This window comes from Nocardia sp. NPDC051900 (genome assembly GCF_044452545.1).
Lineage (GTDB): Bacteria > Actinomycetota > Actinomycetes > Mycobacteriales > Mycobacteriaceae > Nocardia > Nocardia sichangensis.
In genome coordinates this window covers 98778-121119 of the sequence record NZ_JBITBU010000017.1, presented here as the reverse complement: position 1 = coordinate 121119, position 22342 = coordinate 98778, and the positions used below count along the sequence as shown (strand labels likewise).

Here is a 22342-nt window from a genome sequence, read left to right as displayed (position 1 = left end):
CGCCCCCCCCGCCCCCCCCCGCCCCCCCCCCCGCCCCCCCCCCCCGGCCCGCCCCCCCCCCCCCCCCCCCCGGGCCCCCCCAACACCCAGCGCCGCAGGCGCTGGAAAAACGAACACAGCCCGGCTCGCGTCCGAGTGGCCGTCGCGTCCGCGACGAAGGAGCAAGCGGCGGTCGCTCGGACGCGAGCCATGAAGGGGCCGGGAACCCAGCGCCGCAGTCGCTGGAAACCAACACACGCAGGCGCTGGAAATCAGACAGAGAGGATGGCGAGTACCTCGTCGGAGGTATAGAAGGGGGCGAGGCGCTCGCGGATCAACCCGGCGAGAACCCCTTCGCGCTTCGCGCCCTCGATGACCGCCGGTCCGTACCGGAGGATTTCCTGGACGATGTCGTCACCGGTCAGACCGAGTTCGGGCAGCATGGCCGCCAAGGTGTAGTCGCCGTACTTGGTGAAGAACACCTCCACGCACTCGTCCAGGAGCAGGCCGAAGTACTCCTTCTCGCGGGTGGTGACGGCGATCTCGTAGCACAGCAGCACCAGCTCGTTGAGATCCTTCCGGCTGAGGTATTCGCGCAGACCGCTGACCGGCTCGTCGGCATGCAGATCCCAGAACTCCATCGCGGCGGCGTGCACCGGGGCATCGCGCAGCATCTCGCGGATGGCGTTGTTGGTCCGCTTGAGGGCGAACAGCGCGCCCTTGCCCGCGAGGTCGCCGACGAAGGTGCCGTCGGCGGCCTTCTTGGCGCGATTGGCCGCGGACTGGCCCAGCGACATCAGCGAGGACACACCCGGGATCTTCTCCGCGCGTTCCCGGTTGGCCTGCACGAAGTCGTTGATCAGCTTGTCCACGAACTTCGACGCGACCGTGGCCACCAGCGGGCTCTCGGTGAGCCGGTCCAGGATGCGCTCCTGCGCCTGGTGCATGCCGAAGATCTTCTCCAGCAGCGCCTCCACCGGCTCGCGCTCGACCACCTCGCCGAGCGTGTAGTCGTGGTTGGCGGCGATGTGGTCGTAGATGGAGTCGGCGAAGACCCCGACCATATCGGCGAGAACCGGACTGCCGCCGATCAGCTCGACGACCGTGCGGACGGTCTGCTTGGCCTGGTCGATCTCCACGACGTCCCGGAAGACGAGCGTGTCGGCGACTCCGAGCACCGCCTCGGTGTCGCGCGCGACCACCTCCGCGAAACGCTCGCCGGTCACCTCGGCGAGCAGGAACGCCACCTGGGCCTCCAGTAGCCGTTCGGCGATCTCACGCGGCTCGCTCATCGAATTCCACCCATCACACCTCGTGCGGCGCGCCCGGCGCGGTTCACGGCTGGTGCGGGTCGGCGTCGTTGCCGTGCAACGATTTCCGGATCCGGTCCAGGCGCTCACGCGCGGCCTGCTCACGTGCCTGCCATTGTTCGTCCACGCCGCGGCCCGCTGGAGTCTGCCGGTCGAGTTCACCCATCCCCTGCGCGGTGCCGTAGCGATGCTCGACCTTATCGCGAACTGACTCGAAAGTAGGAACGCCGGAGGCCGAATATCCGCCACTCGCGGCGGACTCCGGCATACCCGGCGGCGGTACCGGTACCGCCGGTACCGCGGAACCGCCGCCGACCTGGCCCGACACATCGGGCGTGTGCCGCGGGAACCCAGGCCCACCGGCCGAGGTGGCAGGAGTCACATTTCCGGCCGCAGCCGCATCACCGGTTTCCAACAGCCCGACCAGCGCGGCGTGGACCGCCGCGAACCCGGGACGCGCCGCCGTTGCGGCCAGCAGTACACCTGCCAACTCCGCGTCCGGCAGCCCGGCCAACCGGCTCGCGATTTCGCTGTTGTCGCTCATACCGCCAGGCTACGCACGCGCGACCGCACCGAAGGCCGTTCACGACCGCACGCGCGCACCCGCCCAGTCGCGCACCAGGTCGTACCAGGCCGAGCCGCCCACGACGATCAGATCGTTGTGCCCGGCTCCGGGGAAGACCACCAGCCGTTTCGGCTCCGGCGCCGCGGCGTAGAGCCGTTGCGCGTGCCGCAGCGGCAGCAGTTCGTCCTGGTCGCCGTGCATGATCAGTACCGGGGCGCGCAGCGCGCGGATGCGGCGTTCGTTCGGATAGGCGTTCGGCACCAAGGCCGCGGGCAGGAACGGATACACCGAGCGAGCCGCGTCGCGCAGGCCGCTGAAGGTGGACATCAGCATCACTCCGGCCGGGGGATGGTGCTGTGCCAGCTCGAGCACGACACCGCCCCCGAGGGACTTGCCCAGGTACAGCACGCGATTCGGATCGACGCCGGGTTGTTCCAGCAGCGCCCTGCGCGCGGCGCGCGCGTCCAGGTAGGTGCCGTGCTCGGTCGGTTTCCCGGTGCTGCGCCCGTAGCCGCGGTAGTCGAAGGCCAGCACGTCGAAACCGGCCTCGGTGAGCAACGCGAAGATCGGCACCCGGTCGCCGAGATTGCCCGCGTTCCCGTGCGCGAACAGGATGTGCCCGATCGAATCGCGGGCAGGCATCCACCACGCGTGCACGGTCTGCCCGTCCGCCGTGGGCAGGGACAGGTCCGTGTACTCCATGCCGAGCAGCGCCGGAGTTTGCAGCACCGTCCGCTCCGGCAGGTAAGTCAGCGCGTTGAGGATCGGACGGGCCGGGTGTCGCATGCCCTTGTTCTTACTCCTGAACAGGCAAGGCCGGGTCGGGCGGGTGCCGCGACACGAGTGCTCGAGCCGCGGCCCACCGCCGCAGGGCCGGTGCGGACGCCGGTCGCCGCCCGACCCGCGGAGACGATCGAACTCGGCCGTAGCCGGTTGCGGTGACCGCGTGCGTCAGCCGCGTAGCACCGCGCCCACGGCGTCGGCCGCCGCCGCGACCGCCGCGTCGCGCGCCGCGCTGGCCTCGTCCTCGGTGAGGGTGCGGTCGGTGGCACGGAAACGCAGGGCGTAGGTGAGCGACTTACGTCCCTCACCCGCCTGAGCGCCCTCGTACACGTCGAACAGCGCGATGTCCTCCAGCAGCTCGCCGCCGCCGGTGCGCAGTGCGGACTCGACGGACGCCGCCGGGACGGTCTTCTCGACGCTCACCGAGACGTCCTGGAGCACCGCCGGGAACGGCGACACCGTCGGGACCGGCCGCGACTCGCGCAGCGGCAGCGCGTCCAAGTCGAGTTCGACGGCGCAGGTGCGCGGCGGCAGGCCGGAACGTTCCAGCACGGCGGGATGCAGCTCACCCGCGTAGCCGACGACCGTTCCGTCGACCACCAGCTCGGCGCAGCGCCCGGGATGCCAGGGCAGCTGAGCCGCCGCACGGCGCTCGATGGTCACACCGGCCGCGTCGCCGACGGCGTCGGCGAGGGCGAACGCGTCGGCGGCTTCGACCGGACGGCCCGGCCCCCACGGCCCGCGCGGCTCCCGGCGGCCGGTCAGGACAGCGGCCACGTGCACCGGCTGTTCGGGCAGCGAATCCAGCAACTCGGCGATCTCGTCGTCGGTGGGGCGCCGGTCCACCGGCAGCGGGTCGACCGCTCTGGTGTTCGCGCCCGGCAGCACGACTTGCGCGATGCCGTAGATCGTCAGGTCACGCGCGCCCCGCGAGATATTGCGGACCGCCACCTCGAGCAAACCGGGGAGCAGGGTGGTGGCCAGCTCGGCGCGCTCCACGTCGAGCGGATTCAGCACCCTCGTGGTGGCGCGGCGCGGGTCGTCTGCGTCCAGGCCCCAGGTGTCGAACACACCGGCGGGCAGGAACACCGGCGGCGGCACCTCCACGGCGCCTGCGAACGCCAGCGCGCGGCTGACGGCGCGCCGGCGGCGCTGGGTCGGCGTGAGCCCACGCCCGGCCGGTGCGGCCGGCAGCACGGACGGGATCCGCTCCAGGCCCTCCAGCCGCAGCACCTCCTCCACCAGGTCGGCGGGCTGAGCCAGGTCGGGCCGCCAGCTCGGCGGGGTCACCACCAGCTGACCGTGCCCGGCCTCGCTGACGCCGACCTCGACCGTGCAGCCGATCTGGGCCAGGCGGCGCGCCGAGGTGCCGGTCGCGTACGTGACGCCCGCGACACGGTCGGCCAGGTCGATGTCCATCCGGATCGGCTCGGGCGCCGGGACGGGGGTCCGGATGTCGGTCAGCACGGGTTCGATGGTGCCGCCGGCGATTTCGGCCAGCAACGTGGCCGCTCGATCGAGCGCGGCCACGTTGATCTCCGGGTCGACGACCCGTTCGTACCGCTTGCCCGCCTCGGACACCAGCTTGTGCCTGCGCGCGGTCCGGTAGATCAGCAGCGGGTTCCAGGTGGCCGCCTCGAGCAGGATGTCGGTGCTCTCCGCGCCGACCTCGGTGCTCGCGCCGCCCATCACACCGGCCAAGGAGATGACGCCGGAATCGTCGGCGATCACCACGTCCTCGACGTCGAGGGCGCGCTCCACGTCGTCCAAGGTGCGCAACTTCTCGCCCTTGTGCGCGGAACGGACCACCAATCCGCCCGACACCTTGTTCGCGTCGAAGGCGTGCAGCGGCTGCCCCAGCTCCAGCATCACGTAATTGGTGACGTCCACGGCGGGCGAGATCGGGCGTACGCCCGACAACAGCAGCCTGCGCTGCAACCACCACGGGCTCACCGCCTCCGGGTCGACGCCGGTGACCCGGCGGGCCGCGAAGCGCGTGCACCGGGAGTCCGGCTCGACCCGGATCGGCCAGGCTTCCTGCTCGTGGTCAGGCAGGGTGCGCACCGCCGGATCGGCGTACTCGAGATCGAAACCGCAGGCCAGCTCGCGCGCCAGGCCGCGAACGGAGAAGCAGTAGCCGCGATCGGGAGTGATGTTCAGCTCGATGACGGTGTCGTCCAGACCGAGCAGCGCGTTGGCGTCGGCGCCGGGCTCGGCGGTGCCCGGTTCCAGCACCAGGATGCCGGAATGGTCCTTGCCGATCCCCAGTTCGGCGACCGAGCAGATCATCCCGTTGGACACGTGACCGTAGGTCTTGCGCGAGGTGATCTCGAACCCGCCGGGCAGCACGCCGCCGGGCAGCACCACGACCACCAGATCACCGACCTGGAAATTCCGTGCGCCGCAGATGATCTCCTGCAACTCGGGCTTACCGATGTCCACCTTGCAGAAGCGGATCGGCTTCTTGAACTCGGTCAGTTCGGTGATCTCGGCGACGCGGCCGACCACCAGCGGCTCGCCGCCCTCCTCCGAACCCGCGATCCGCTCGAGCCGGTCGAGCTCTTCGACTTCCAGCCCGACCCGGACGAATCCCGCGTCGAGCTCCTCCGGCGTCACCGACCACTCCGGGTTGGTGCGCTGGATGATGTCGGTCAGCCAGGACTGCGCTACTCGCACTTGACGTTTCGCTCTCTCGATCGAAGGGTGGGGTCAGGACCGGATACCGAAGGGCAGCGTGAAACGCACGTCGCCCTCGACGATGTCGCGCATGTCCGGGATGCCGTTGCGGAACTGCAGCGTGCGCTCCAGGCCCATGCCGAAGGCGAACCCGCTGTACACCTCGGGGTCGATCCCGCTGGCGATCAGCACCTTCGGGTTCACCATGCCGCAGCCGCCCCATTCGACCCAGCCCGCACCGCCCTTCTTGTCCGGGAACCACACGTCGACCTCGGCGGAGGGCTCGGTGAACGGAAAGTAGTTGGGCCGCATGCGCGTGCGGGTCTGTGGTCCGAACAGCGCGCGAGCGAACGCGTCCAGCGTGCCGCGCAGATGCGCCATGGTCAGACCCTTGTCCACCGCCAGGCCTTCGACCTGGGAGAACACCGGTGTGTGCGTGGCGTCCAGTTCGTCGGTGCGGAAGGTGCGGCCCGGGCAGACCACGTAGATCGGCAGCTCGCGTTCCAGCATCGAACGCACCTGCACCGGCGAGGTGTGCGTGCGCAGCACTTGGCGCGAGCCCTCCGGCGCGATGTGGAAGGTGTCCTGCATGGTGCGAGCCGGATGGTCGGGCAGGAAGTTCAGCGCGTCGAAGTTGAAGTGCTCGGTCTCCACCTCGGGACCTTCGGCGACCTCCCAGCCCATCGCGACGAACACGTCGGCGATCTGCTCGGAGATGACGGTGATCGGATGCCGCGCGCCGACGGCCGCCCGGCGCGCGGGCAGCGTCACGTCGATGGTCTCGGCGACCAGCACGGCGGCGTCGCGCTCGGCCAGCAACGCGGCGCGGCGGGACTCGAACGCCTCCGACACCCTGGACCTGGCGACGTTGACCCGTTTGCCCGCGTCCGCCTTCTCCGTCTTGGGCAGGCTGCCCAGCGCGCGTTGGGCCAGCGCCAGCGGCGCCTTGCCGCCGAGGTGCTCGGTTTTCGCGACCGCGAGCGCATCCAGGTCGGCGGCAGCGGCGAACGCCTTCTCGGCGGCCGCCGCGGCCGCGGCCAGTGCCTCCTCGGTCAGCGCCGCGTTCTGCTCGCCTGCGTCGATGTCGTCGGCCACGATGCTCCGTCTCTCCCCTGGGGATCAATTCGCGGGCACCGCTGCTCGCCTGCCCGCATTGCTGCTGGTCGCAATCGTATTCGATGGGCCTCGGCGGATTCACGCGGATTACCCGCCACGCCGCGCGAGCCGTGTGGTAACCGCGAGCCGGACCGGCGCGCGCCGGCCCCGCTCCATTATCCGTCCGGAACGGCGCGACTCATCACATGCTCGCAGACGGTGACCGGTCAGGGCAGCGAAAGACCAGCTCCGACAGCCGCCGCGAAACGCCCGGCCCTGGGCGATACCCAGTGACCGGGCGCTCCGCGATCAGCGCGCGACAGTGCGGTCAGCGCGCGGCGGTGATGTGGCGGGGCAGCAACCGCGACCCCAGCGCGCCGACCGCCACGATCGCGGCACCCACCCACACCGCGGGCACCAGTCCGTCGACGTAGCTCTGCGGATCCAGGTACGAGCCCCGCGCCGCGAACACCGACGCCAGCACCGCGACGCCCATGGCGACACCGACTTCCCGCAGGGTGTTGTTGGTTCCAGAAGCAATCGCGCGGTCCTCCTCCGCCGCGGCGGCCATCACCACGGTCGCGCCGGGCGCGAAGGTCAGGCCCATGCCGATCCCGCCGAGCAGGAACGGACCGACGAACGACAGGTAACTCGCGTCGACGGAAGTGACCAACGCCATCCAGCCCAGCGCGACGGCGAGCAGCGTCTGCCCGGTGGTGAGCAGCGCACGGGCGCCGATCTTGTCGACGATCAAACCCGCCAGCGGAGCGACCACCATCGGCGCCATCGTCCACGGCATGGTGCGAATGCCGGATTGCAGCGGTCCGTAGCCCTGCACGACCTGGAAGTACTGGGCCAGCAGGAAGATCGAGCCGAAGACGCCCATCGAGAAGGTGAAGCCGGTCATGTTGCTCACCCGGAACGCGCGGGAGCGGAACAGGCGCAGCGGCAGCATCGGCTCCCGCGTGCGCAGCTCCCAGGCGATCAGGCAACCGAGCAGCAACGCACCACCGACCAGCGCGGACAGCACGCCACGAGACGTCCAGCCATCATCGGCGCCGTGGATGACGCCCCACACCACGGCCAGCACGCCGCCCGCCGACAGCAGCAGTCCCAGCAGGTCGACTCGTCGGCTGCCGCCGTGCGACTCCGCCAGCACCCGCAGCGCGAACGGCAGCACGACCAGGCCGATCGGCACGTTCACCCAGAAGATCCACTGCCAGCTCAGCCCTTCGACGACCGCGCCGCCGATGAGCGGCCCCAGCGCGACGCCGAGGCCGGCGATCCCGCCCCAGATGCCGATGGCGGCGCTGCGCATCTTCTCCGGCACCGCCGCCGACAACAGTGTCAGCGACAGTGGCATCACTCCCGCCGCGCCGAATCCCTGTACCGCCCGCGCCGCGATGAGCATGCCCGGCCCGGTCGCCAGCGCGCAGACGGCGGACGCCAGCGTGAACAGCGCGATGCCGAGCAGGAAGATCCGCCGCCTGCCCAGTCGGTCACCGACCGCGGACGCGGTGAGCAACAGCGAGGCGAACGACAGCGTGTAGGCGTTGACGAACCATTGCAGGTCGGCCAGCGAGGCGCCCAGCTCGGTGCGGATCACCGGCAGCGCGTTCGTCACGACCAGGTTGTCCAGCGTGACCATGAACATCGGGATACCGACCGCGGCGAGGACGGCGGCGAGCCTGCGACCGCCGATCGTCGCCTCGGGCGCGGCGACGGGCGCCGGGGCGGATGGAAGGGTCTCGGTCATGTCCAGTCCTTGTTGTAATCGACTGATAACTAATGCTCGAAACGGTATGCATCGACTGATAACATGTCAAGAGAAAGGCAGGTACCAGCGGAAACGGAGAACGATGGCGACCAGAACCAGGATGACGGCCTCCGAACGGGGCGAACAGGTGCTGCGCGCGGCGGTCTCCGCGTTCGCCGAATGCGGTTACGCCGCTACCAGGACCGACGAGATCGCCCGGCGAGCGGGCGTGTCACAGCCCTACGTGATCCGGCTGTTCGGCACCAAGCAGAACTTGTTCCGCGCCGCCCAGCACCGCGTCTGCGACCGGATCGAGGAGATCTTCCGCGCCGCGCGCGCCGAGGCATCGCCCGAGGCGGCCCCCGACGAAGCCCTCGCCGCCCTCGCCACCGGCTATTCGGTCTTCCTCGCCGAACGCGAACTGCTCCAACTTCTGCTGCACGGCTTCGCGGCCAGCGCGGACCCGGAGATCGGCGACCAGGTCCGGGCCAGGTTCGGCGGTATCTACCACCTGATCCGCGACCTGACCGGAGCGCCGGAAACCGAGGCGCGCCGCTTCCTCTCCACCGGAATGCTGCTCACCGTCATGAGCGCCATGCGAGTGGCGGGCCCGGACGCGGTCCCCGCGACGTGGGCGACGGAGATCTTGGAGAACTTGAGCACCGAAGGCGACTGAATTCCATTCGCGGCCCGGCTCGCGCTCGGGCCTGCGCGCCCCGGGACACCCTCAGCACCGGTCAGGCACCCGAGCTACATGCGAATGTCCCGAGCTCGAACGCCAACGCGGCCAGCGCACCGTCACTCCAGGTTCCGAGCGAAGCGAGATCGAGCCTGTTCCGTTCGCGGCCCGGCTCGCGTTTGCGCGGCCGCCGCGTACCCGCCGCCGGGGGAACCCGGGGGGGGCCCAAAGCGCGCCCCCCCCCCCCCCCCCCCCCCCCCCCCCCCCCCCCCCCCCCCCCCCCCCCCCCCCCCCCCCGGCGGCCCCCCAACACCCAGCGCCGCAGGCGCTGGAGATCTAATACCGCACGCGCGAGTTCGCGTACAGGCAGATCGCGGCGGCCGTCGCCAGATTCAGGCTCTCGGCGCGGCCGCGAATGGGAATGCGGACGCGGTGGTCGGCGCGGCGTGCGACGGCCGGGTCGAGGCCGTGCGCCTCGTTGCCGAACAGCCAGGCCACCGGTTCGGTGAACAATTCGTCGGCGTCGTCGAGGTCGACCTCGCCGTTCGCCGCCGTAGCGAGGATCGTGATGCCCGCCGCGGCGATCGCATCCAGCGTCTCGGCGACATCGCGGTGCCGGGCGATCGGCACATGGAAGATGCTGCCCGCGCTGGCTCGTACGCATTTGCCGTTGTGCGGGTCGACCGTGTCGCCCGCCAGCACCACGCCGTCGGCGCCGACCGCATCGGCGACTCGGATGACCGTGCCTGCGTTTCCCGGCTCGGCCATCTCGACCGGGACGGCGAGCATCCGGGGTCCGGCGTCGAGGATCGTGGCCAGGGGCACGTCGAGCAGATCGCAGACCGCCACCAAGCCCGGCGCCGTGACCGTTTCCGCGAGATGCTCCGCCGCGCGGTCGCTGACCAGCGTGGTGCGGACGCCCGCGGCGGACGCCCCCGCGATCAGCGCGTGGTCGCGTTCGGCGGCCGCCTGCGAATAGAACAGCTCGTGGACGCGGGCGGTCTCCAGGGCCGCGGCGACGGCATTGGCTCCTTCGGCGAGGAATCGGCCCGCTTTGCGGCGCTGCGCTCCGCGTTGCAGCTTGACAGCGGAAACGACCCGCGGATTGCGCTCACTGAGCGCTTCCACGGGTCGTTCCGAAAGTCGTCCGGGTGTCAACGAACGCGACTCAGGCGGCCGGCGCGTTGACATCCTGCGGCAGGGCGGCCTTGGCGACCGCGACGAGACCGGCGAACGCCTCGGCGTCCGACACCGCGAGCTCGGCGAGGATCTTGCGGTCCACCTCCACACCGGCGGCCTTCAGGCCCTGGATGAAGCGGTTGTAGGTGATGTCGTTGATCCGCGCGGCGGCGTTGATGCGCGCGATCCACAGCTTGCGGAAGTCACCCTTGCGCGCCCGGCGGTCCCGGTAGGCGTAGGTGAGCGAGTGCAGCTGCTGCTCCTTGGCCTTGCGGTACAGCCGCGAGCGCTGGCCGCGGTAGCCCTTGGAGGCCTCGAGGATGGAACGGCGCTTCTTCTGAGCGTTGACGGCCCTTTTGACGCGTGCCACTGGTCAGTCCTGTTCGATCTGGGGGCGCGGGGCGGCGCCCGGAAATGGGTCGGGGTGGCGACGGAGGTAACTCCGGTCGCGAGTGCGTGCCGGTCTGCGCGCGGGCGCGATCAGAGACCGAGCAGCTTCTTCACGCGACGGACGTCGGCGGAGGCGACGACTTCCACACCGTCCAGACGACGAGTCCGGCGGCTGGGCTTGTGCTCGAACAGGTGGCGACGGTTCGCCTGCTGGCGCAGCAGCTTGCCTTTGCCGGTCACCTTGAATCGCTTCGAGGCGCCGCTGTGCGTCTTCATCTTCGGCATGGATTCCTCTATCTGTCGTCCCGGCGGTCGGGGCGGACCGCCGGGTGTTCTGATCGGTGTTACTGCGGGCCGGCCGTCTCGGCCTGCTCCGGGGCGGGCTGACCGGCCGGGGCGGCGCTGGGCGCCGGGCGCGAAGCCGACTCCTGCTGCGCCTTCACCCGGGTCTTCGCGCCCTTGTGGGGGGCGAGGACCATGGTCATGTTGCGACCGTCCTGCTTGGCCGAGGTTTCCACGAAACCGAGATCGGCGACGTCGGACGCCAGCCGCTGCAGCAGCCGGAAACCGAGTTCGGGGCGGGACTGCTCGCGTCCCCGGAACATGATCGTCACCTTGACCTTGGACCCGGCCTCGAGGAAGCGCACGACGTTGCGCTTCTTGGTCTCGTAGTCGTGGTCGTCGATCTTCGGGCGGAGCTTCTGCTCCTTGATCACCGTCTGCTGCTGGTTCTTCCGAGACTCGCGCGCCTTCTGCGCCGTCTCGTACTTGAACTTGCCGTAGTCCATGATCTTGCAGACCGGCGGACGGGCATCCGGTGCCACCTCGACCAGATCGAGGTCGGCTTCGAGGGCGACGCGTAGTGCATCTTCAACACGCACGATCCCAACCTGCTCGCCGCCCGGTCCGATGAGCCGGACCTCGGGAACACGGATGCGATCGTTGATGCGGGTCTCAGTGCTGATGGGGCCTCCTAGGTCAAGCGGTGTCGTCAGACGACCGCGCGCAATAACTGCAACCCCTGTTCAACACGAAGGCCCCGGTGCGGTATTCCGCGCACGGGGCCCGATGTCGACCGATCACCAACCACGAGCGAACTCGGGTCGACTCTCGCGCGGCAGGGTTCTCCATGAGAACCCCGGCACGAGAAACCCACCCTCGCGGGTGAGTGACCGGACCGCTGGACCGTACGATGACTCGTCGGCAACGGTGGGAGTCGGGCTCCACTTATCAGCCCCGGGGCAGCCCGGGGCGGTCGTCAGCGAAAAGTCTAACATTCCGTTCGGCTATCGCCGAATCGGCCGCGAATCATTGCCCGGCCGCGTCCGGCATGCCACGCTCCCCCGGTGCCCACACCACGCCGCGACCTGCCGCGATGGCAGTTCGACCTGACCTGGTCACTCGCCGGGATCCACCTCGCCGACATCGCGGAGATCGGCCACCTCCGGATGCTCCGGGCGGCGTCGCTAGCCTGAAGGCATGACTGACGAGCTCGACGCCTCCGTACGCGAACTGGCCGACATCCCCGCGGTCGAGGTGATCAGCCGCGCCGCCGTGATGCTGATGAGTTCGGCGGCCGAGAAGCTCGGGCTGGCGGACGAGGACCCCGACACCAGCCCGCGCCGTGACCTGGACGAGGCGCGCCGCGTGATCACCGCGCTGGCCGGACTCGTGACGGCCTCGGTGGAGTACCTGGGTCCGCACGCGGGACCGATGCGCGAGGGGTTGCAGTCCCTGCAACGCGCCTTCCGCGAGTCCTCCGCGCATCCCGACGAGCCGGGCAAAGGCCCGGGCGAGAAATACACCGGTCCGGTCTACTGAGCTCGCGCGGTTCCCGAGCCTGGCATTGGAAAACGCCGAACACCGCACCGCGCTGAAACAATCGACAGGCCGCGGCGGGTCAGGAGCAGGTCGTCCATCGGTGACGTGCCCGCCCCCATCCATTCTCAGCGTTCCGCCCGGTCGAGCACAGAATTCCGAAGTACCGGCGGAATTGTGAGCGAATACCGTTGGGTACAACGATGTTTAGGAAATTTACCAACGGGTGGGGCACAGTGAGCCCATGGCTACTCGGATTCTTCTCGCTCCCGGATTCTGGCTCGGTGCATGGGCGTGGGACGAGGTCGCACCCGATCTGCGGCGGCGTGGCAACGAGGTGGTGGCGCTCACACTGCCCGGCTTGGATGAAGCCGACCCGGACCGGTTGTCGGCCACCCTGGAATCCCAGGCGCAAGCCATCGTCGATGCGGTGCCCGAGGGCGAGACCGTCGTGCTCGTCGCGCATTCCGGCGGGGCGGCGCCCGCCTATCTCGCCATCGACCGCGCGCCCGAGCTGTTCCGCCGGGCGATCTACGTCGACAGCGCGCCGCTGCCGAACGGTTTCGTCATCAACTCCGCGCTCGACGTCGCCGTGCGCGAATGGATTCTGCCGGAATGGCCGGAACTGGAGGCCGCGGGCAACAGCCTGGCGGGCCTGGACGAGGCCGCCTTGGCGCGCTTTCGGGAGCGTGCCGTGTCGGAGCCCACGTCCGTCGCGGCCGCCCCGCTCCGGTTGAGCGATTCGGACGCCCGCCTGTCGGTCCCGACCACCGTGATCTGCAGCAGCATGACCGCCGACGTGGTCGAGAAGCTGCGCGACAACGGTGAAACTCCCCTCTTCGCCGAACTGGCACGCATCGACGCCGAGTACGTCGACCTGCCCACGGGACATTGGCCGATGTGGTCCAAGCCGAAGGAACTCACCGAACTGATCCACGCCATCGCCAACCGCTGAACGAACGGCGGCGCGGCCCGGCGCACCCGGACCGCGCCCGCTTCGGGCGAGAGGTCAGCCGACCGCCGCGGCCTTCTTCGCCGGACGCTTGGTGGCCTTGGCCGCGGTCTTCTTCGCCGGAGCCTTCTTCGCGACGCTCTGCGGCGCGGGTGGCTGGTCCAGCACTTCCTTCAGGAACTGGCCGGTGTAGCTGTGCGCGACGCCCGCGACCTCCTCCGGCGTGCCCTCCGCCACCACCGTGCCGCCGCCGGAGCCGCCCTCGGGACCCATGTCGATCACCCAGTCGGAGGTCTTGATGACGTCCAGGTTGTGCTCGATGACGATCACCGTGTTGCCCTTGTCCACCAGGCCGTTGATGACGTTCAGCAGCTTGCGGATGTCCTCGAAGTGCAGGCCCGTGGTCGGCTCGTCGAGGATGTACACCGTGCGGCCGGTGGACCGCTTCTGCAACTCGGCGGCGAGTTTCACTCGCTGGGCCTCACCACCGGAGAGGGTGGGAGCGCTCTGGCCGAGACGTACGTAGCCGAGCCCGACGTCCACCAGGGTCTTGAGGTAGCGGTGGATCGAGGTGACCGGTTCGAAGAACTCGGCGGCTTCCTCGATGGACATGTCCAGCACCTCGGCGATGGTCTTGCCCTTGTAGTGCACCTCGAGGGTTTCCCGGTTGTAGCGGGCGCCGTGGCACACCTCGCAGGGGACGTAGACGTCCGGCAGGAAGTTCATCTCGATCTTCAGCGTGCCGTCGCCGGAGCAGGCCTCGCAGCGACCGCCCTTGACGTTGAAGGAGAACCGGCCCGGCTGGTATCCGCGCACCTTCGCCTCGGTGGTGGCCGCGAACAGCGTGCGGATCTTGTCGAAGACGCCGGTGTAGGTGGCCGGGTTGGACCGTGGCGTCCGGCCGATCGGCGACTGGTCCACCTGCACCAGCTTGTCCAGGTGGTCGAGCCCGTTGACCCGGGTGTGCCTGCCCGGCACCTGCCGGGCGCCGTTGAGCCGGTTCGCCAGCACTGTGGCCAGGATGTCGTTCACCAAGGTCGACTTGCCCGACCCGGAGACGCCCGTCACCGAGGTGAGCACACCGAGCGGGAAGGCGACGTCGATGCCCTTCAGGTTGTGCTCGCTCGCCCCGACCACGGTGAGCTGCCGCTTCTTGGTGACCGGGCGGCGCACCAGCGGCACGTCGATGCGTTCCCGGCCCGACAGATATGCCCCGGTGAGCGAGTTCGGATCGGTGAGCAACTCTTCGTAGGGCCCGCTGTGCACCACCGTGCCGCCGTGCTCGCCGGCGAACGGGCCGATGTCGACCACCCAGTCCGACGCGCGGATGGTGTCCTCGTCGTGCTCGACCACGATCAACGTGTTGCCCAGATTGCGCAGCCGCGTGAGGGTTTCGATGAGCCTGCGGTTGTCCCGCTGGTGCAGGCCGATGGACGGCTCGTCGAGCACGTACAGCACACCGACCAGGCCGGAGCCGATCTGGGTGGCGAGCCGGATCCGCTGCGCCTCGCCGCCGGAGAGGGTGGCGGCCGCGCGGGACAGCGTGAGGTACTCCAGGCCGACATCGAGCAGGAAGCCCAGCCGCGCCTGCACCTCCTTGAGCACCTGCCCCGCGATCGCTGCCTCGCGCTCGCCCAGGGTGAGCGAGTTCAGGAACGCCGAGCACTCGCCGATGGACAGATCGCTGACGTCGGCGATGGACTTCTTGTCGCCGTTCGCGGCGATGGTGACGGCGAGGATCTCCGGGCGCAGCCTGGCGCCGTTGCACACCGGGCACGGGATGTCGCGCATGTACCCGTCGTAGTGCTCTTTCATCTGCTCGGACTCGGTGTTCTCCATGCGCCGCTGCAGGAACGGCATCACGCCCTCGAAGTCCGCGTAGTACGAGCGCTTGCGGCCGTAGCGGTTGGTGTAGGAGACGTGCACCTGGTCGGCGCTGCCCTCCAGCACGGCCTTGCGCGCCTTGGGCGGCAGATCCTGCCACGGGGTGTCCATGGAGAAGCCGATGGAATCGGCGAGGCCCGAGAGCAGCCGGGTGAAGTACTCGGCGGTCTGGCCGCGCGACCACGGCGCGATGGCGCCGTCGTTCAGGCTCAGCGCCGGGTCGGGCACCACCAGTTCCGGGTCGACCTCCTTGCGGATGCCGAGGCCGGTGCAGTCCGGGCAGGCGCCGTAGGGCGAGTTGAACGAGAAGGAGCGGGGCTCCAGGTCCTCGATGTCGAGCGGGTGGCCGTTCGGGCAGGCGAGGCGCTCGGAGAAGCGGCGCTCCCGGTCGTGCGCGTGCTCGTCGCGATCGACGAAGTCGAGCACCACGATGCCGTCGGCCAGGCGCAGCGCGGTCTCGATGGAATCCGTCAGACGCTGCTTGGAACTCGGCTTCACCGCCAGGCGGTCGACGACGACCTCGACGTCGTGCTTCTCCTGCTTCTTCAGCTTCGGCGGATCGGTGAGCGGATACACCACGCCGTCCACCCGCACGCGGGAGTAGCCCTGGGTGTTGAGCTGGTCGAACAGGTCGACGAACTCGCCCTTGCGGGTGCGCACCACCGGCGCGAGCACCTGGAATCGAATGCCCTCCTCCATGGCCAGCACCTGGTCGACGATCTGTTGCGGCGTCTGCTTTGCGATCAGCTCGCCGCAGACGGGGCAGTGCGGCGTGCCCGCTCGCGCGTAGAGCAGCCGCAGATAGTCGTAGACCTCGGTGATGGTGCCCACGGTCGAGCGCGGGTTGCGGTTGGTCGACTTCTGGTCGATGGACACCGCGGGCGAAAGGCCTTCGATGAAGTCGACGTCGGGCTTGTCCATCTGACCGAGGAACTGCCGCGCGTACGCCGACAGCGACTCGACGTAGCGCCGCTGCCCCTCCGCGAAGATCGTGTCGAAGGCCAGGCTCGACTTGCCGGAGCCGGACAGACCGGTGAACACGATGAGGCTGTCGCGGGGCAGGTCGAGATCGACACCCTTGAGGTTGTGCTCCCGAGCTCCGCGCACAGTGAGGCGTTCCGCCACGGCCGTCCCTTCTCCTTCGTGTTCGGCGTCCAGACATACCCCCGGCCGCCATGCTAGGCATGGGCACCGACAAGTTTCGCGGACCGGCCGTCACCTGGGCGAATGGCGCGACCCCTGCGGCCGGACGTTGCGGATGAGCCGGGAAACGGGCCAGGACGCCTCCGTAGCATCGCCCTCCCGGCACCACTGGTCAACAGCGCGACGTCATTCGGCATTCCCCTGGTCGACACAGTGACAGCAGACAGCCCGACGCAGGGCGGCCTGCGACGCCCCCAACGGATGCGCGGTGCGCGAGATCACTCCGCGGTGGTGGGATGGGAAACCTCGAGCACGCGCGGCGAACGAACTGGTCAGCACGGTGCGAGCACCCACAGAAGCGCGGCGCGGATGTCTCCGGCGAGACCGGTCACCACTCCGCGCAACTGCGCCCCGCGCGCACCGGTCCCCTACTAAACTGAGCCCGCTGTGCGCCCCCACCGGCCTCCCCCACTCATCCATGACGATACTGACCCAGCATCTCCCGTCAACGGTGCTCGACACCCTGCGCGCCCTGCTGCGAACCGCCACCCGCTCGGTCGCGGCCCGCTACGGCGCGCTCGGCATCCGCGGCGACGACGACCGGCTGGTCGAGTTCATCTTCCACGGCGTCGACGACGCGACGGCCGCCCACATCGGCCGCTCCCCCGAGGGACACGGCGTACTGGGCTTGCTGCCGGCGCACCCGCACCCGATCCGGCTGGACGATCTGTCGGAACATCCGGCCGCTGTGGGCTTTCCGCCCGGCCATCCGCCGATGGGCAGTTTCCTCGGCGTCCCGGTGCGGGTCGGCGAGGAGATCTTCGGCAATCTCTACCTCACCGAAAAGGCCGGGGGACAGTCGTTCACCGAGGACGACGAGGCCATCGTGCTCGCCATGGCCGCCGCGTCGGGTATCGCCATCGAGAACGCGAAGCTGTACGAATCCGCGCGGACCAGGCAGGCGTGGATCGAGGCGACGCGCGACATCGCGACCGAGTTCCTCGCGGGCACGGCGCCGGATCTCGTGCTCGCGCAGGTGGTGGCGCGCGCCCGCGCGCTGACCGGTTCGCAGCAGGCGCTGCTGGCCGTGGTGGCGCCGGGGACGCCGCCCGATGAAGCCACCGAACTCGTTGTGGCGCAATGGTTCGGCCCTGGAGGGGGCCCGGAGCGGGTGCGCATCGCGGATACCGCCACCGGCACGGCGTTCACTCGCCGCGCGCCGGTGCGGTTAGCCGACGCCGAATCGGTCGATCTCGGGGCCGAGGTCGGCGCGGCGGGGCCCGCGCTGGTGCTGCCACTGCAGACCGCGGACCTCGCGCTCGGTGTGCTGATCGTGGTGCGGCCACCCGGGTGTCCCCCGTACCCCGGCGAACTGGTGGACCTGACCGCCGCGTTCACCGATCAGGCGGCGCTGGCCATGCAACTGGCCCAGACCCAGCGCAGAATGCGCGAACTCGACGTGCTCGCCGACCGCGACCGCATCGCACGCGACCTGCACGACCATGTGGTCCAGCGACTGTTCGCGGTCGGGCTCGGGTTGCGGGCCACCGCGGCTCGCACCGAGGATCCCGTGGTGCGGCAACGACTTTCGGTGGAGATGGACGGTCTGCAGGAGGTCGTGCAGGAGATCCGTACGTCCATCTTCGACCTGCACGGCGGCGACCCACTGCGCCGTCGGCTCGAGGACGCCATCCGCCAGCAGACCGCCGACGGCGCGTTCCGGACCAGTGTGCGGTTCTCCGGGCCGCTGTCGGTGGTCGGCGACGAACTCGCCGACCACGCGGAAGCCGTGGTGCGCGAATCGGTCAGCAACGCGGTGCGCCATTCCGGCGGGAACCGGCTCGCCGTCGAGATCACCGTCGGCGACGAACTGACCGTGCTCGTCGAGGACAACGGCGCGGGGATGCCCGCGCAGGTGACACCGAGCGGTCTGGCCAACCTCGCGCAGCGTGCGAGCATGTCCGACGGTCACTGCACGGTGCAGCGGACCGACAGCGGCGGCACCAGGGTGCACTGGTCCGCGCCGCTGGCCTGAGAGTCAGGCGGGCAGCACGATCGCAAGGTCGCCGTCGTGGCGCCGGTACAGCAACCCGCCACGCCCGCTACCAGGATCGGTACAGAACAGGAACGGCAATCCCTTGTGGCACAGGATGTTCGCGGCCTCGGCCGGGTCCAGACAGGCGGCGGGAGCCGCGTCGGCCACGATCGGCGGGGTGCCGCGCACCAGCTCCGTCGACCGGATCGGCGGATACGTCGCCCACTGGCGGACGAGTCGCACGCCCGACTCCGTCCAGTGCACCACCGCGTCCGCACCGGTCTCGGCGTCGATGAACAGGTGGGCGTCGTAGTCCATGGCGTCCAGCACCGCGACCGCCTCGGCGGGCGTGCAGACGGACAGAACGCACCGCTTGCGGCGCACGATCGGACGCGGCGCACCCGCGCGGGCCAGCGGAGGGCGGGCCGGATCGGGCCAGGTCCGCGTCTCGCCCGCGGCCGAGCGGGCCAGTCGGCGGTCGAGCCGCTCGGCGGCGAAGGTCACCGCGAACCCGCGCGGACCGGTGACCTGCACCCGGGTGACCACATCCCGGTGGTGGACGTCGACCTGGACCACCGTCGGCGCCTCCGGATCGGGCGGCGCGCCGAGACGCACCCGGGCGGGCCCGTCGAGATGATGCCTGCGCAGAACCCGGGTGATGGCGCGCACCGCCCGTGTCACGTCCATGGCCGAGACCTCCCCACGCGTGGTCACCGCCACTTCCGGCCCCGCGGCCGTCGTCCACTGGTCCGACGCGAATCGCAGCCCCGATGAGACCATCTGCATTGCCCCGCCTTCCGGATCGATTCGTCCCACCCCATGCCAGCACCGCGGGGGATGCCGCGAACAGGGCCGAAAGTCCCCATCGAGCGAAAAAGACTGGCGCAGGCGGAATTCAGGCTCGGCCCGGGGCGAGTGCCCGCGCCGCACCTCGCATGGCGGCCACGATCACGCGGCGCCGAGCACCACGACGGAGTTGTTGCCACCCATACCGAGGGAGAGCTTCACGGTGATGCCGCCTTCGAACGGTGTGGGGCCGTCAAGCAGCCGTGGATGCGCAGGCGCGACGATCGGGGCCGCGGGCACGATGCCCCGGTCGTAGCCCAGCGCGGCGGCCGCGACCTCGACGGCGGCCGCGGCGCCCTGGCAGTGGCCCGCAAGCGGTTTCACCGCGTAGATGTGCGGGCGGTCGGCGAACACGTCCGCGAGCAGATGGTGCTCGGCCACGTCACACTGCCGGGTCCCGGTGCCGTGCGCGTTGAAATAGCGCACGTCGGCGGCGGTGACGTGCGCGGCGGCGAGCGCGCCGCGAGCGCAGTCGAGGATCTGCTCGTGCGTCGGGTCGACCGAGACCACGTGATAGGCGTCGTTGGACATGGCGCCGCCGAGCACCGCCGCATAGGGCCGATCCACCGAACGGGTCAGCACGAACGCCACCGAGGCCTCGCCCATGCTGAACCCGCGACTGCCCTCCTGGAAGGGACGGCAGGCGTCCAGCGGTTCGGCGTCGGCGACCGCGGCGCCGAGCCGCACGAAACTGTCCAGCATGTCCGGGGTTGCGGACAGGTCGGTCGCCACGAAGACCACGTCGTCGGCCATGCCCGCGTCCAGCCAGAGCTTAGCGGTGATGAGCCCGACGTTGGCGGAACTGCACGCGGCGGAGATGTTCATCGCCGGGCCGTGGAAGCCGAATTCCTGCATCAGCATCGAGACCGGCGTGGACGGCAACAGCCGCAGGTAGTCCCTCGACCGGCGGCGGCCGCCGTCGACGAGGTAGAAGTCGCGCCAGTTCACCACGTCGCCGAGCACGATGGCGTGCAGCAGGCCGACGGTGCGGCCTGGCCGCCAGCCCCGGTCGCGTGCGTCGGCGACGGCCTCCCGCGCCGCCTCGTGCACGGCCCGCCCGTACCGGCTCGTGCTCACCTCGGGGTCCCCGCCGTCAGGGACGAGCGCGACCCACGCGTCGTCGTCGCGACCGGGGCCGTAGCCCGGTTGCAGAGCCGCCGCCGACTTGCCGCTGAGCAAGCCGTCCCACAGCTGTTCACGTCCCCATCCGTACCCGGTGATCGCGCCGATCCCGGCGATGGTCATGTTGTCTCGAGGCCCCCGCGGATCGGTGCGGAACCGCGTAGCGGCGTTCGGGTCGGCACCCGGCATGTATCGCTCCTTCACCGGCTCCCAGGGCGGGCCGAACCGTCTGCCCCGCCTCGACGCAGAAACCGGTTTCTGCCATGATCGCCGGATCCGGCCCGAGAACGTGCCAGTACTGTGATCGAAGCAATAGCGTGGAGGATGTGATCTTGTCCACGTCGATACCAGAATAATCCCGTGTTCCAATGGCCATAATGGGGTCGATGATCGGGGGTTCGAGTGGGTGACGACAAGCTGGCCGCGGCGGTCGACGCCGCCGAACAGCTGGCTGCGCGCTACCGCTCCCTGGTCGAGCACACCCCGGACGGGATCTGTGTGCACGAGCGTGGCCGGGTCGTCTACGTCAACCCGGCCACCGTCCGGTTGCTCGCCGCGGAGGACGCCGAGGAGATCATCGGCCGCCCGCTGACCGACTTCGTCCACCCCGCCTCCGTCCCCTCGATGCTCGACCGGATCAGCACCCTCACCACCGCGGGCGCGGCCTCGATTCCCACCGAGATGACCTTGATGCGGGTGGACGGCGGCACCGTGCCCGTGGAGACGGTGTCCGTGCTGACCGCGTGGCACGATCACCTCGCCTATCAGGTGGTCATCCACGACCTCACCGCCCAGCGCCACGCCGAGGCCGCGCAGCGCAGGGCCGAGCACTACTTCACCACGGTCGTGTCCCAGTTGGAGGAGGGCGTCGTGGTGATCGATCCGGAGGGCCGGATCGAGTCGATGAACCCGGCGGCCAAGCGCATCTTCGGTACCGAGGGGCCCGACGGCATGGTCATCGGGCGCACCATCCAGTCGTTGCCGCTGGTGCTGCTGGACGCGAACGCCCAGCCGCTGCCGCCGAGCCGCCATCCGGTGGCGCGCACGCTCGCCACGGGCGAGACGATCACCGGCTATGTCTTCGGCGTCGACCGGGTGGACGGCCAGCGGCGCTGGCTGTCGGGCAGCAGCCGCCTGCTCAATCCAGGCGATCCGCGCTCGTCGGCGGTGTCCTCCTTCGCCGACATCACCGAATTCCGCGCCAGCAGAAGGCAATTGGAGTATCAGGCCACGCACGACTCGCTGACCGGGCTGGCCAATCGCTCGCTGATCCTGTCCCAGCTGGCCGCCGCGCTGGCCAGCACCGAGGAACTGCTGCCGGTGTCCACCGTGCTGTTCATCGATCTTGACGGGTTCAAGACGATCAACGACACGCTGGGGCACGCCATCGGCGACACCGTGCTGCAGATCGTCGCCCAGCGCCTGCAGCGCGCCCTGCGCGGCGACGACATCGTCGGCAGGCTCGGCGGCGACGAATTCCTGGTGCTGCTGTCCGGCCGCACCCGCCGCGTCGACATCGACGCGTTGGTGAGCAGGCTGCGCTCGACCATGGCCGAGCCGATCATCGCGCGCGGGCACCGGATCGAGGTGAACGCCTCGATCGGCGTCACCGAACTGGGGGTGGGCGACCGGCGCAGCCCGGAGGCGGTGCTGCACGACGCGGACTTGGCGATGTACCGCGCGAAGCCGCCTGGACGGCGGGAAGGCACCGTCACCAAAGGCCGCAGACCCAACAGCACCCACGCGTCCTGACGAGCTCGCCATGATCATCGAACACGCACTTCTGCCGGTTCGCCCCGAACTCGCCGCCGATTTCGAAGCCGCCTTCGCCGCGGCACGGCCGATCATCGCGAGCATGCCCGGCTTCCGGGCGCTGTCGCTGTCGCGCGGTGTCGAGTCGCCGGGCAGCTACCTGCTCCGGGTGGAGTGGGACCGGCTCGATGATCACGTCGTCGGATTCCGCGGCTCGCCGGAATATCAGCGCTGGAAGGACCTGCTACACCACTTCTACGACCCGTTCCCGGTGGTCGAGCATTTCACGCCGGTGCAGCTCACACCGCCCGCCGACCTCGCCCCCGCCCCGGCGCCGGGGGCCTCACCTGCGGTTACGGCGAGCCCGCCGCAACCCCA

The 22342-nt window shown here is 69.9% G+C and carries 19 protein-coding genes and 1 pseudogene; 7 read left to right on the top strand and 13 right to left on the bottom strand.

All coding sequences use genetic code 11. The features are described 5' to 3' along the window. Positions 1-251: 251 nt before the first annotated feature. The 6 genes from ACIA5H_RS26895 to ACIA5H_RS26870 all read right to left on the bottom strand — a co-directional run bounded on the left by ACIA5H_RS26895 (position 252) and on the right by ACIA5H_RS26870 (position 8164). Positions 252-1271, bottom strand: coding sequence for a hypothetical protein (locus tag ACIA5H_RS26895; protein ID WP_379256332.1), 1020 nt, complete (start codon positions 1269-1271; stop codon positions 252-254). Between the two features lie 43 nt (positions 1272-1314). After that, positions 1315-1833: a PspA/IM30 family protein gene (locus ACIA5H_RS26890; protein ID WP_397078102.1), complete on the bottom strand. Its 519-nt coding sequence runs from the start codon at positions 1831-1833 to the stop codon at positions 1315-1317. A 39-nt stretch (positions 1834-1872) separates the two neighbouring features. Beyond that, complete coding sequence (locus tag ACIA5H_RS26885; protein ID WP_379256335.1) at positions 1873-2640, bottom strand: alpha/beta hydrolase; 768 nt, start codon at positions 2638-2640, stop codon at positions 1873-1875. 165 nt (positions 2641-2805) lie between these two features. Then, positions 2806-5313 carry a phenylalanine--tRNA ligase subunit beta gene (gene pheT / locus ACIA5H_RS26880; RefSeq protein WP_397078099.1) on the bottom strand — a complete coding sequence of 836 codons (2508 nt, stop codon included), beginning with the start codon at positions 5311-5313 and terminating at the stop codon, positions 2806-2808. 33 nt (positions 5314-5346) lie between these two features. Beyond that, on the bottom strand, positions 5347-6408 hold the full coding sequence (pheS, locus tag ACIA5H_RS26875; protein ID WP_364430322.1) for a phenylalanine--tRNA ligase subunit alpha: 1062 nt from the start codon (positions 6406-6408) through the stop codon (positions 5347-5349). 328 nt (positions 6409-6736) lie between these two features. Continuing rightward, positions 6737-8164, bottom strand: a complete 1428-nt coding sequence (locus ACIA5H_RS26870) for an MFS transporter (RefSeq protein WP_397078096.1) — start codon at positions 8162-8164, stop codon at positions 6737-6739. Between the two features lie 103 nt (positions 8165-8267). On the opposite strand from ACIA5H_RS26870, the gene ACIA5H_RS26865 reads away from it, so the two are divergent. Continuing rightward, positions 8268-8840, top strand: a complete 573-nt coding sequence (locus ACIA5H_RS26865; RefSeq protein WP_379256340.1) for a TetR/AcrR family transcriptional regulator — start codon at positions 8268-8270, stop codon at positions 8838-8840. 339 nt (positions 8841-9179) lie between these two features. Here ACIA5H_RS26865 and ACIA5H_RS26860 read toward each other — a convergent pair whose 3' ends face one another. The 4 genes from ACIA5H_RS26860 to infC form a co-directional block, all read right to left on the bottom strand. Continuing rightward, positions 9180-9971: an RNA methyltransferase gene (locus tag ACIA5H_RS26860; protein ID WP_356967886.1), complete on the bottom strand. Its 792-nt coding sequence runs from the start codon at positions 9969-9971 to the stop codon at positions 9180-9182. A gap of 40 nt (positions 9972-10011) precedes the next feature. Further along, complete coding sequence (gene rplT / locus ACIA5H_RS26855; protein ID WP_039797323.1) at positions 10012-10392, bottom strand: 50S ribosomal protein L20; 381 nt, start codon at positions 10390-10392, stop codon at positions 10012-10014. A gap of 110 nt (positions 10393-10502) precedes the next feature. Next, positions 10503-10697 carry a 50S ribosomal protein L35 gene (gene rpmI, locus ACIA5H_RS26850; protein ID WP_355078204.1) on the bottom strand — a complete coding sequence of 65 codons (195 nt, stop codon included), beginning with the start codon at positions 10695-10697 and terminating at the stop codon, positions 10503-10505. A 59-nt stretch (positions 10698-10756) separates the two neighbouring features. Then, on the bottom strand, positions 10757-11422 hold the full coding sequence (gene infC / locus ACIA5H_RS26845; RefSeq protein WP_379255697.1) for a translation initiation factor IF-3: 666 nt from the start codon (positions 11420-11422) through the stop codon (positions 10757-10759). Positions 11423-11758: 336 nt separating this feature from the next. Between infC and ACIA5H_RS26840 the strand changes: the two genes are divergently transcribed. The 3 genes from ACIA5H_RS26840 to ACIA5H_RS26830 all read left to right on the top strand — a co-directional run bounded on the left by ACIA5H_RS26840 (position 11759) and on the right by ACIA5H_RS26830 (position 13185). After that, the gene (locus ACIA5H_RS26840) at positions 11759-11887 is read left to right on the top strand and encodes a hypothetical protein (RefSeq protein WP_397078093.1); all 129 of its coding nucleotides are present in this window, start codon (positions 11759-11761) and stop codon (positions 11885-11887) included. Between the two features lie 4 nt (positions 11888-11891). After that, positions 11892-12233 carry a DUF1844 domain-containing protein gene (locus ACIA5H_RS26835; RefSeq protein ID WP_397078091.1) on the top strand — a complete coding sequence of 114 codons (342 nt, stop codon included), beginning with the start codon at positions 11892-11894 and terminating at the stop codon, positions 12231-12233. Positions 12234-12474: 241 nt separating this feature from the next. Next, positions 12475-13185, top strand: a complete 711-nt coding sequence (locus ACIA5H_RS26830; protein WP_364430342.1) for an alpha/beta hydrolase — start codon at positions 12475-12477, stop codon at positions 13183-13185. Positions 13186-13239: 54 nt separating this feature from the next. On the opposite strand, the gene uvrA is transcribed toward ACIA5H_RS26830, so the two are convergent. Beyond that, on the bottom strand, positions 13240-16191 hold the full coding sequence (gene uvrA / locus ACIA5H_RS26825; RefSeq protein ID WP_356967877.1) for an excinuclease ABC subunit UvrA: 2952 nt from the start codon (positions 16189-16191) through the stop codon (positions 13240-13242). Between the two features lie 496 nt (positions 16192-16687). On the opposite strand from uvrA, the gene ACIA5H_RS26820 reads away from it, so the two are divergent. Beyond that, positions 16688-18244, top strand: a complete 1557-nt coding sequence (locus tag ACIA5H_RS26820; RefSeq protein ID WP_397078088.1) for a GAF domain-containing protein — start codon at positions 16688-16690, stop codon at positions 18242-18244. 3 nt (positions 18245-18247) lie between these two features. Here ACIA5H_RS26820 and ACIA5H_RS26815 read toward each other — a convergent pair whose 3' ends face one another. Continuing rightward, positions 18248-19030 (bottom strand): sigma 54 modulation/S30EA ribosomal C-terminal domain-containing protein, encoded by a 783-nt coding sequence (locus ACIA5H_RS26815; protein ID WP_397078086.1) that lies wholly within the window; start codon positions 19028-19030, stop codon positions 18248-18250. Between the two features lie 162 nt (positions 19031-19192). Continuing rightward, complete coding sequence (locus ACIA5H_RS26810) at positions 19193-20335, bottom strand: beta-ketoacyl synthase N-terminal-like domain-containing protein (RefSeq protein ID WP_397078200.1); 1143 nt, start codon at positions 20333-20335, stop codon at positions 19193-19195. Between the two features lie 279 nt (positions 20336-20614). Between ACIA5H_RS26810 and ACIA5H_RS26805 the strand changes: the two genes are divergently transcribed. Together ACIA5H_RS26805 and ACIA5H_RS26800 are read left to right on the top strand one after the other, a co-directional pair. Further along, a complete protein-coding gene (locus ACIA5H_RS26805) occupies positions 20615-21964 on the top strand; it encodes a diguanylate cyclase domain-containing protein (protein WP_364430355.1) in 1350 nt (449 codons plus the stop codon). 10 nt (positions 21965-21974) lie between these two features. Continuing rightward, positions 21975-22259, top strand: a pseudogene (locus ACIA5H_RS26800) (antibiotic biosynthesis monooxygenase family protein); the annotation flags it as partial. Positions 22260-22342 lie beyond the last annotated feature (83 nt).

Excerpts from the sequence above, each read along its gene's own strand:
- ACIA5H_RS26865 (WP_379256340.1), top strand. The coding sequence starts at position 8,268 with ATGGCGACCAGAACCAGGATGACGGCCTCCGAACGGGGCGAACAGGTG.
- ACIA5H_RS26835 (WP_397078091.1), top strand. The coding sequence starts at position 11,892 with ATGACTGACGAGCTCGACGCCTCCGTACGCGAACTGGCCGACATCCCC.
- rpmI (WP_355078204.1), bottom strand. The coding sequence starts at position 10,697 with ATGCCGAAGATGAAGACGCACAGCGGCGCCTCGAAGCGATTCAAGGTG.
- ACIA5H_RS26895 (WP_379256332.1), bottom strand. The coding sequence starts at position 1,271 with ATGAGCGAGCCGCGTGAGATCGCCGAACGGCTACTGGAGGCCCAGGTG.
- ACIA5H_RS26890 (WP_397078102.1), bottom strand. The coding sequence starts at position 1,833 with ATGAGCGACAACAGCGAAATCGCGAGCCGGTTGGCCGGGCTGCCGGAC.
- ACIA5H_RS26820 (WP_397078088.1), top strand. The coding sequence starts at position 16,688 with ATGACGATACTGACCCAGCATCTCCCGTCAACGGTGCTCGACACCCTG.
- ACIA5H_RS26870 (WP_397078096.1), bottom strand. The coding sequence starts at position 8,164 with ATGACCGAGACCCTTCCATCCGCCCCGGCGCCCGTCGCCGCGCCCGAG.
- ACIA5H_RS26815 (WP_397078086.1), bottom strand. The coding sequence starts at position 19,030 with ATGCAGATGGTCTCATCGGGGCTGCGATTCGCGTCGGACCAGTGGACG.
- ACIA5H_RS26810 (WP_397078200.1), bottom strand. The coding sequence starts at position 20,335 with ATGACCATCGCCGGGATCGGCGCGATCACCGGGTACGGATGGGGACGT.
- ACIA5H_RS26885 (WP_379256335.1), bottom strand. The coding sequence starts at position 2,640 with ATGCGACACCCGGCCCGTCCGATCCTCAACGCGCTGACTTACCTGCCG.
- ACIA5H_RS26830 (WP_364430342.1), top strand. The coding sequence starts at position 12,475 with ATGGCTACTCGGATTCTTCTCGCTCCCGGATTCTGGCTCGGTGCATGG.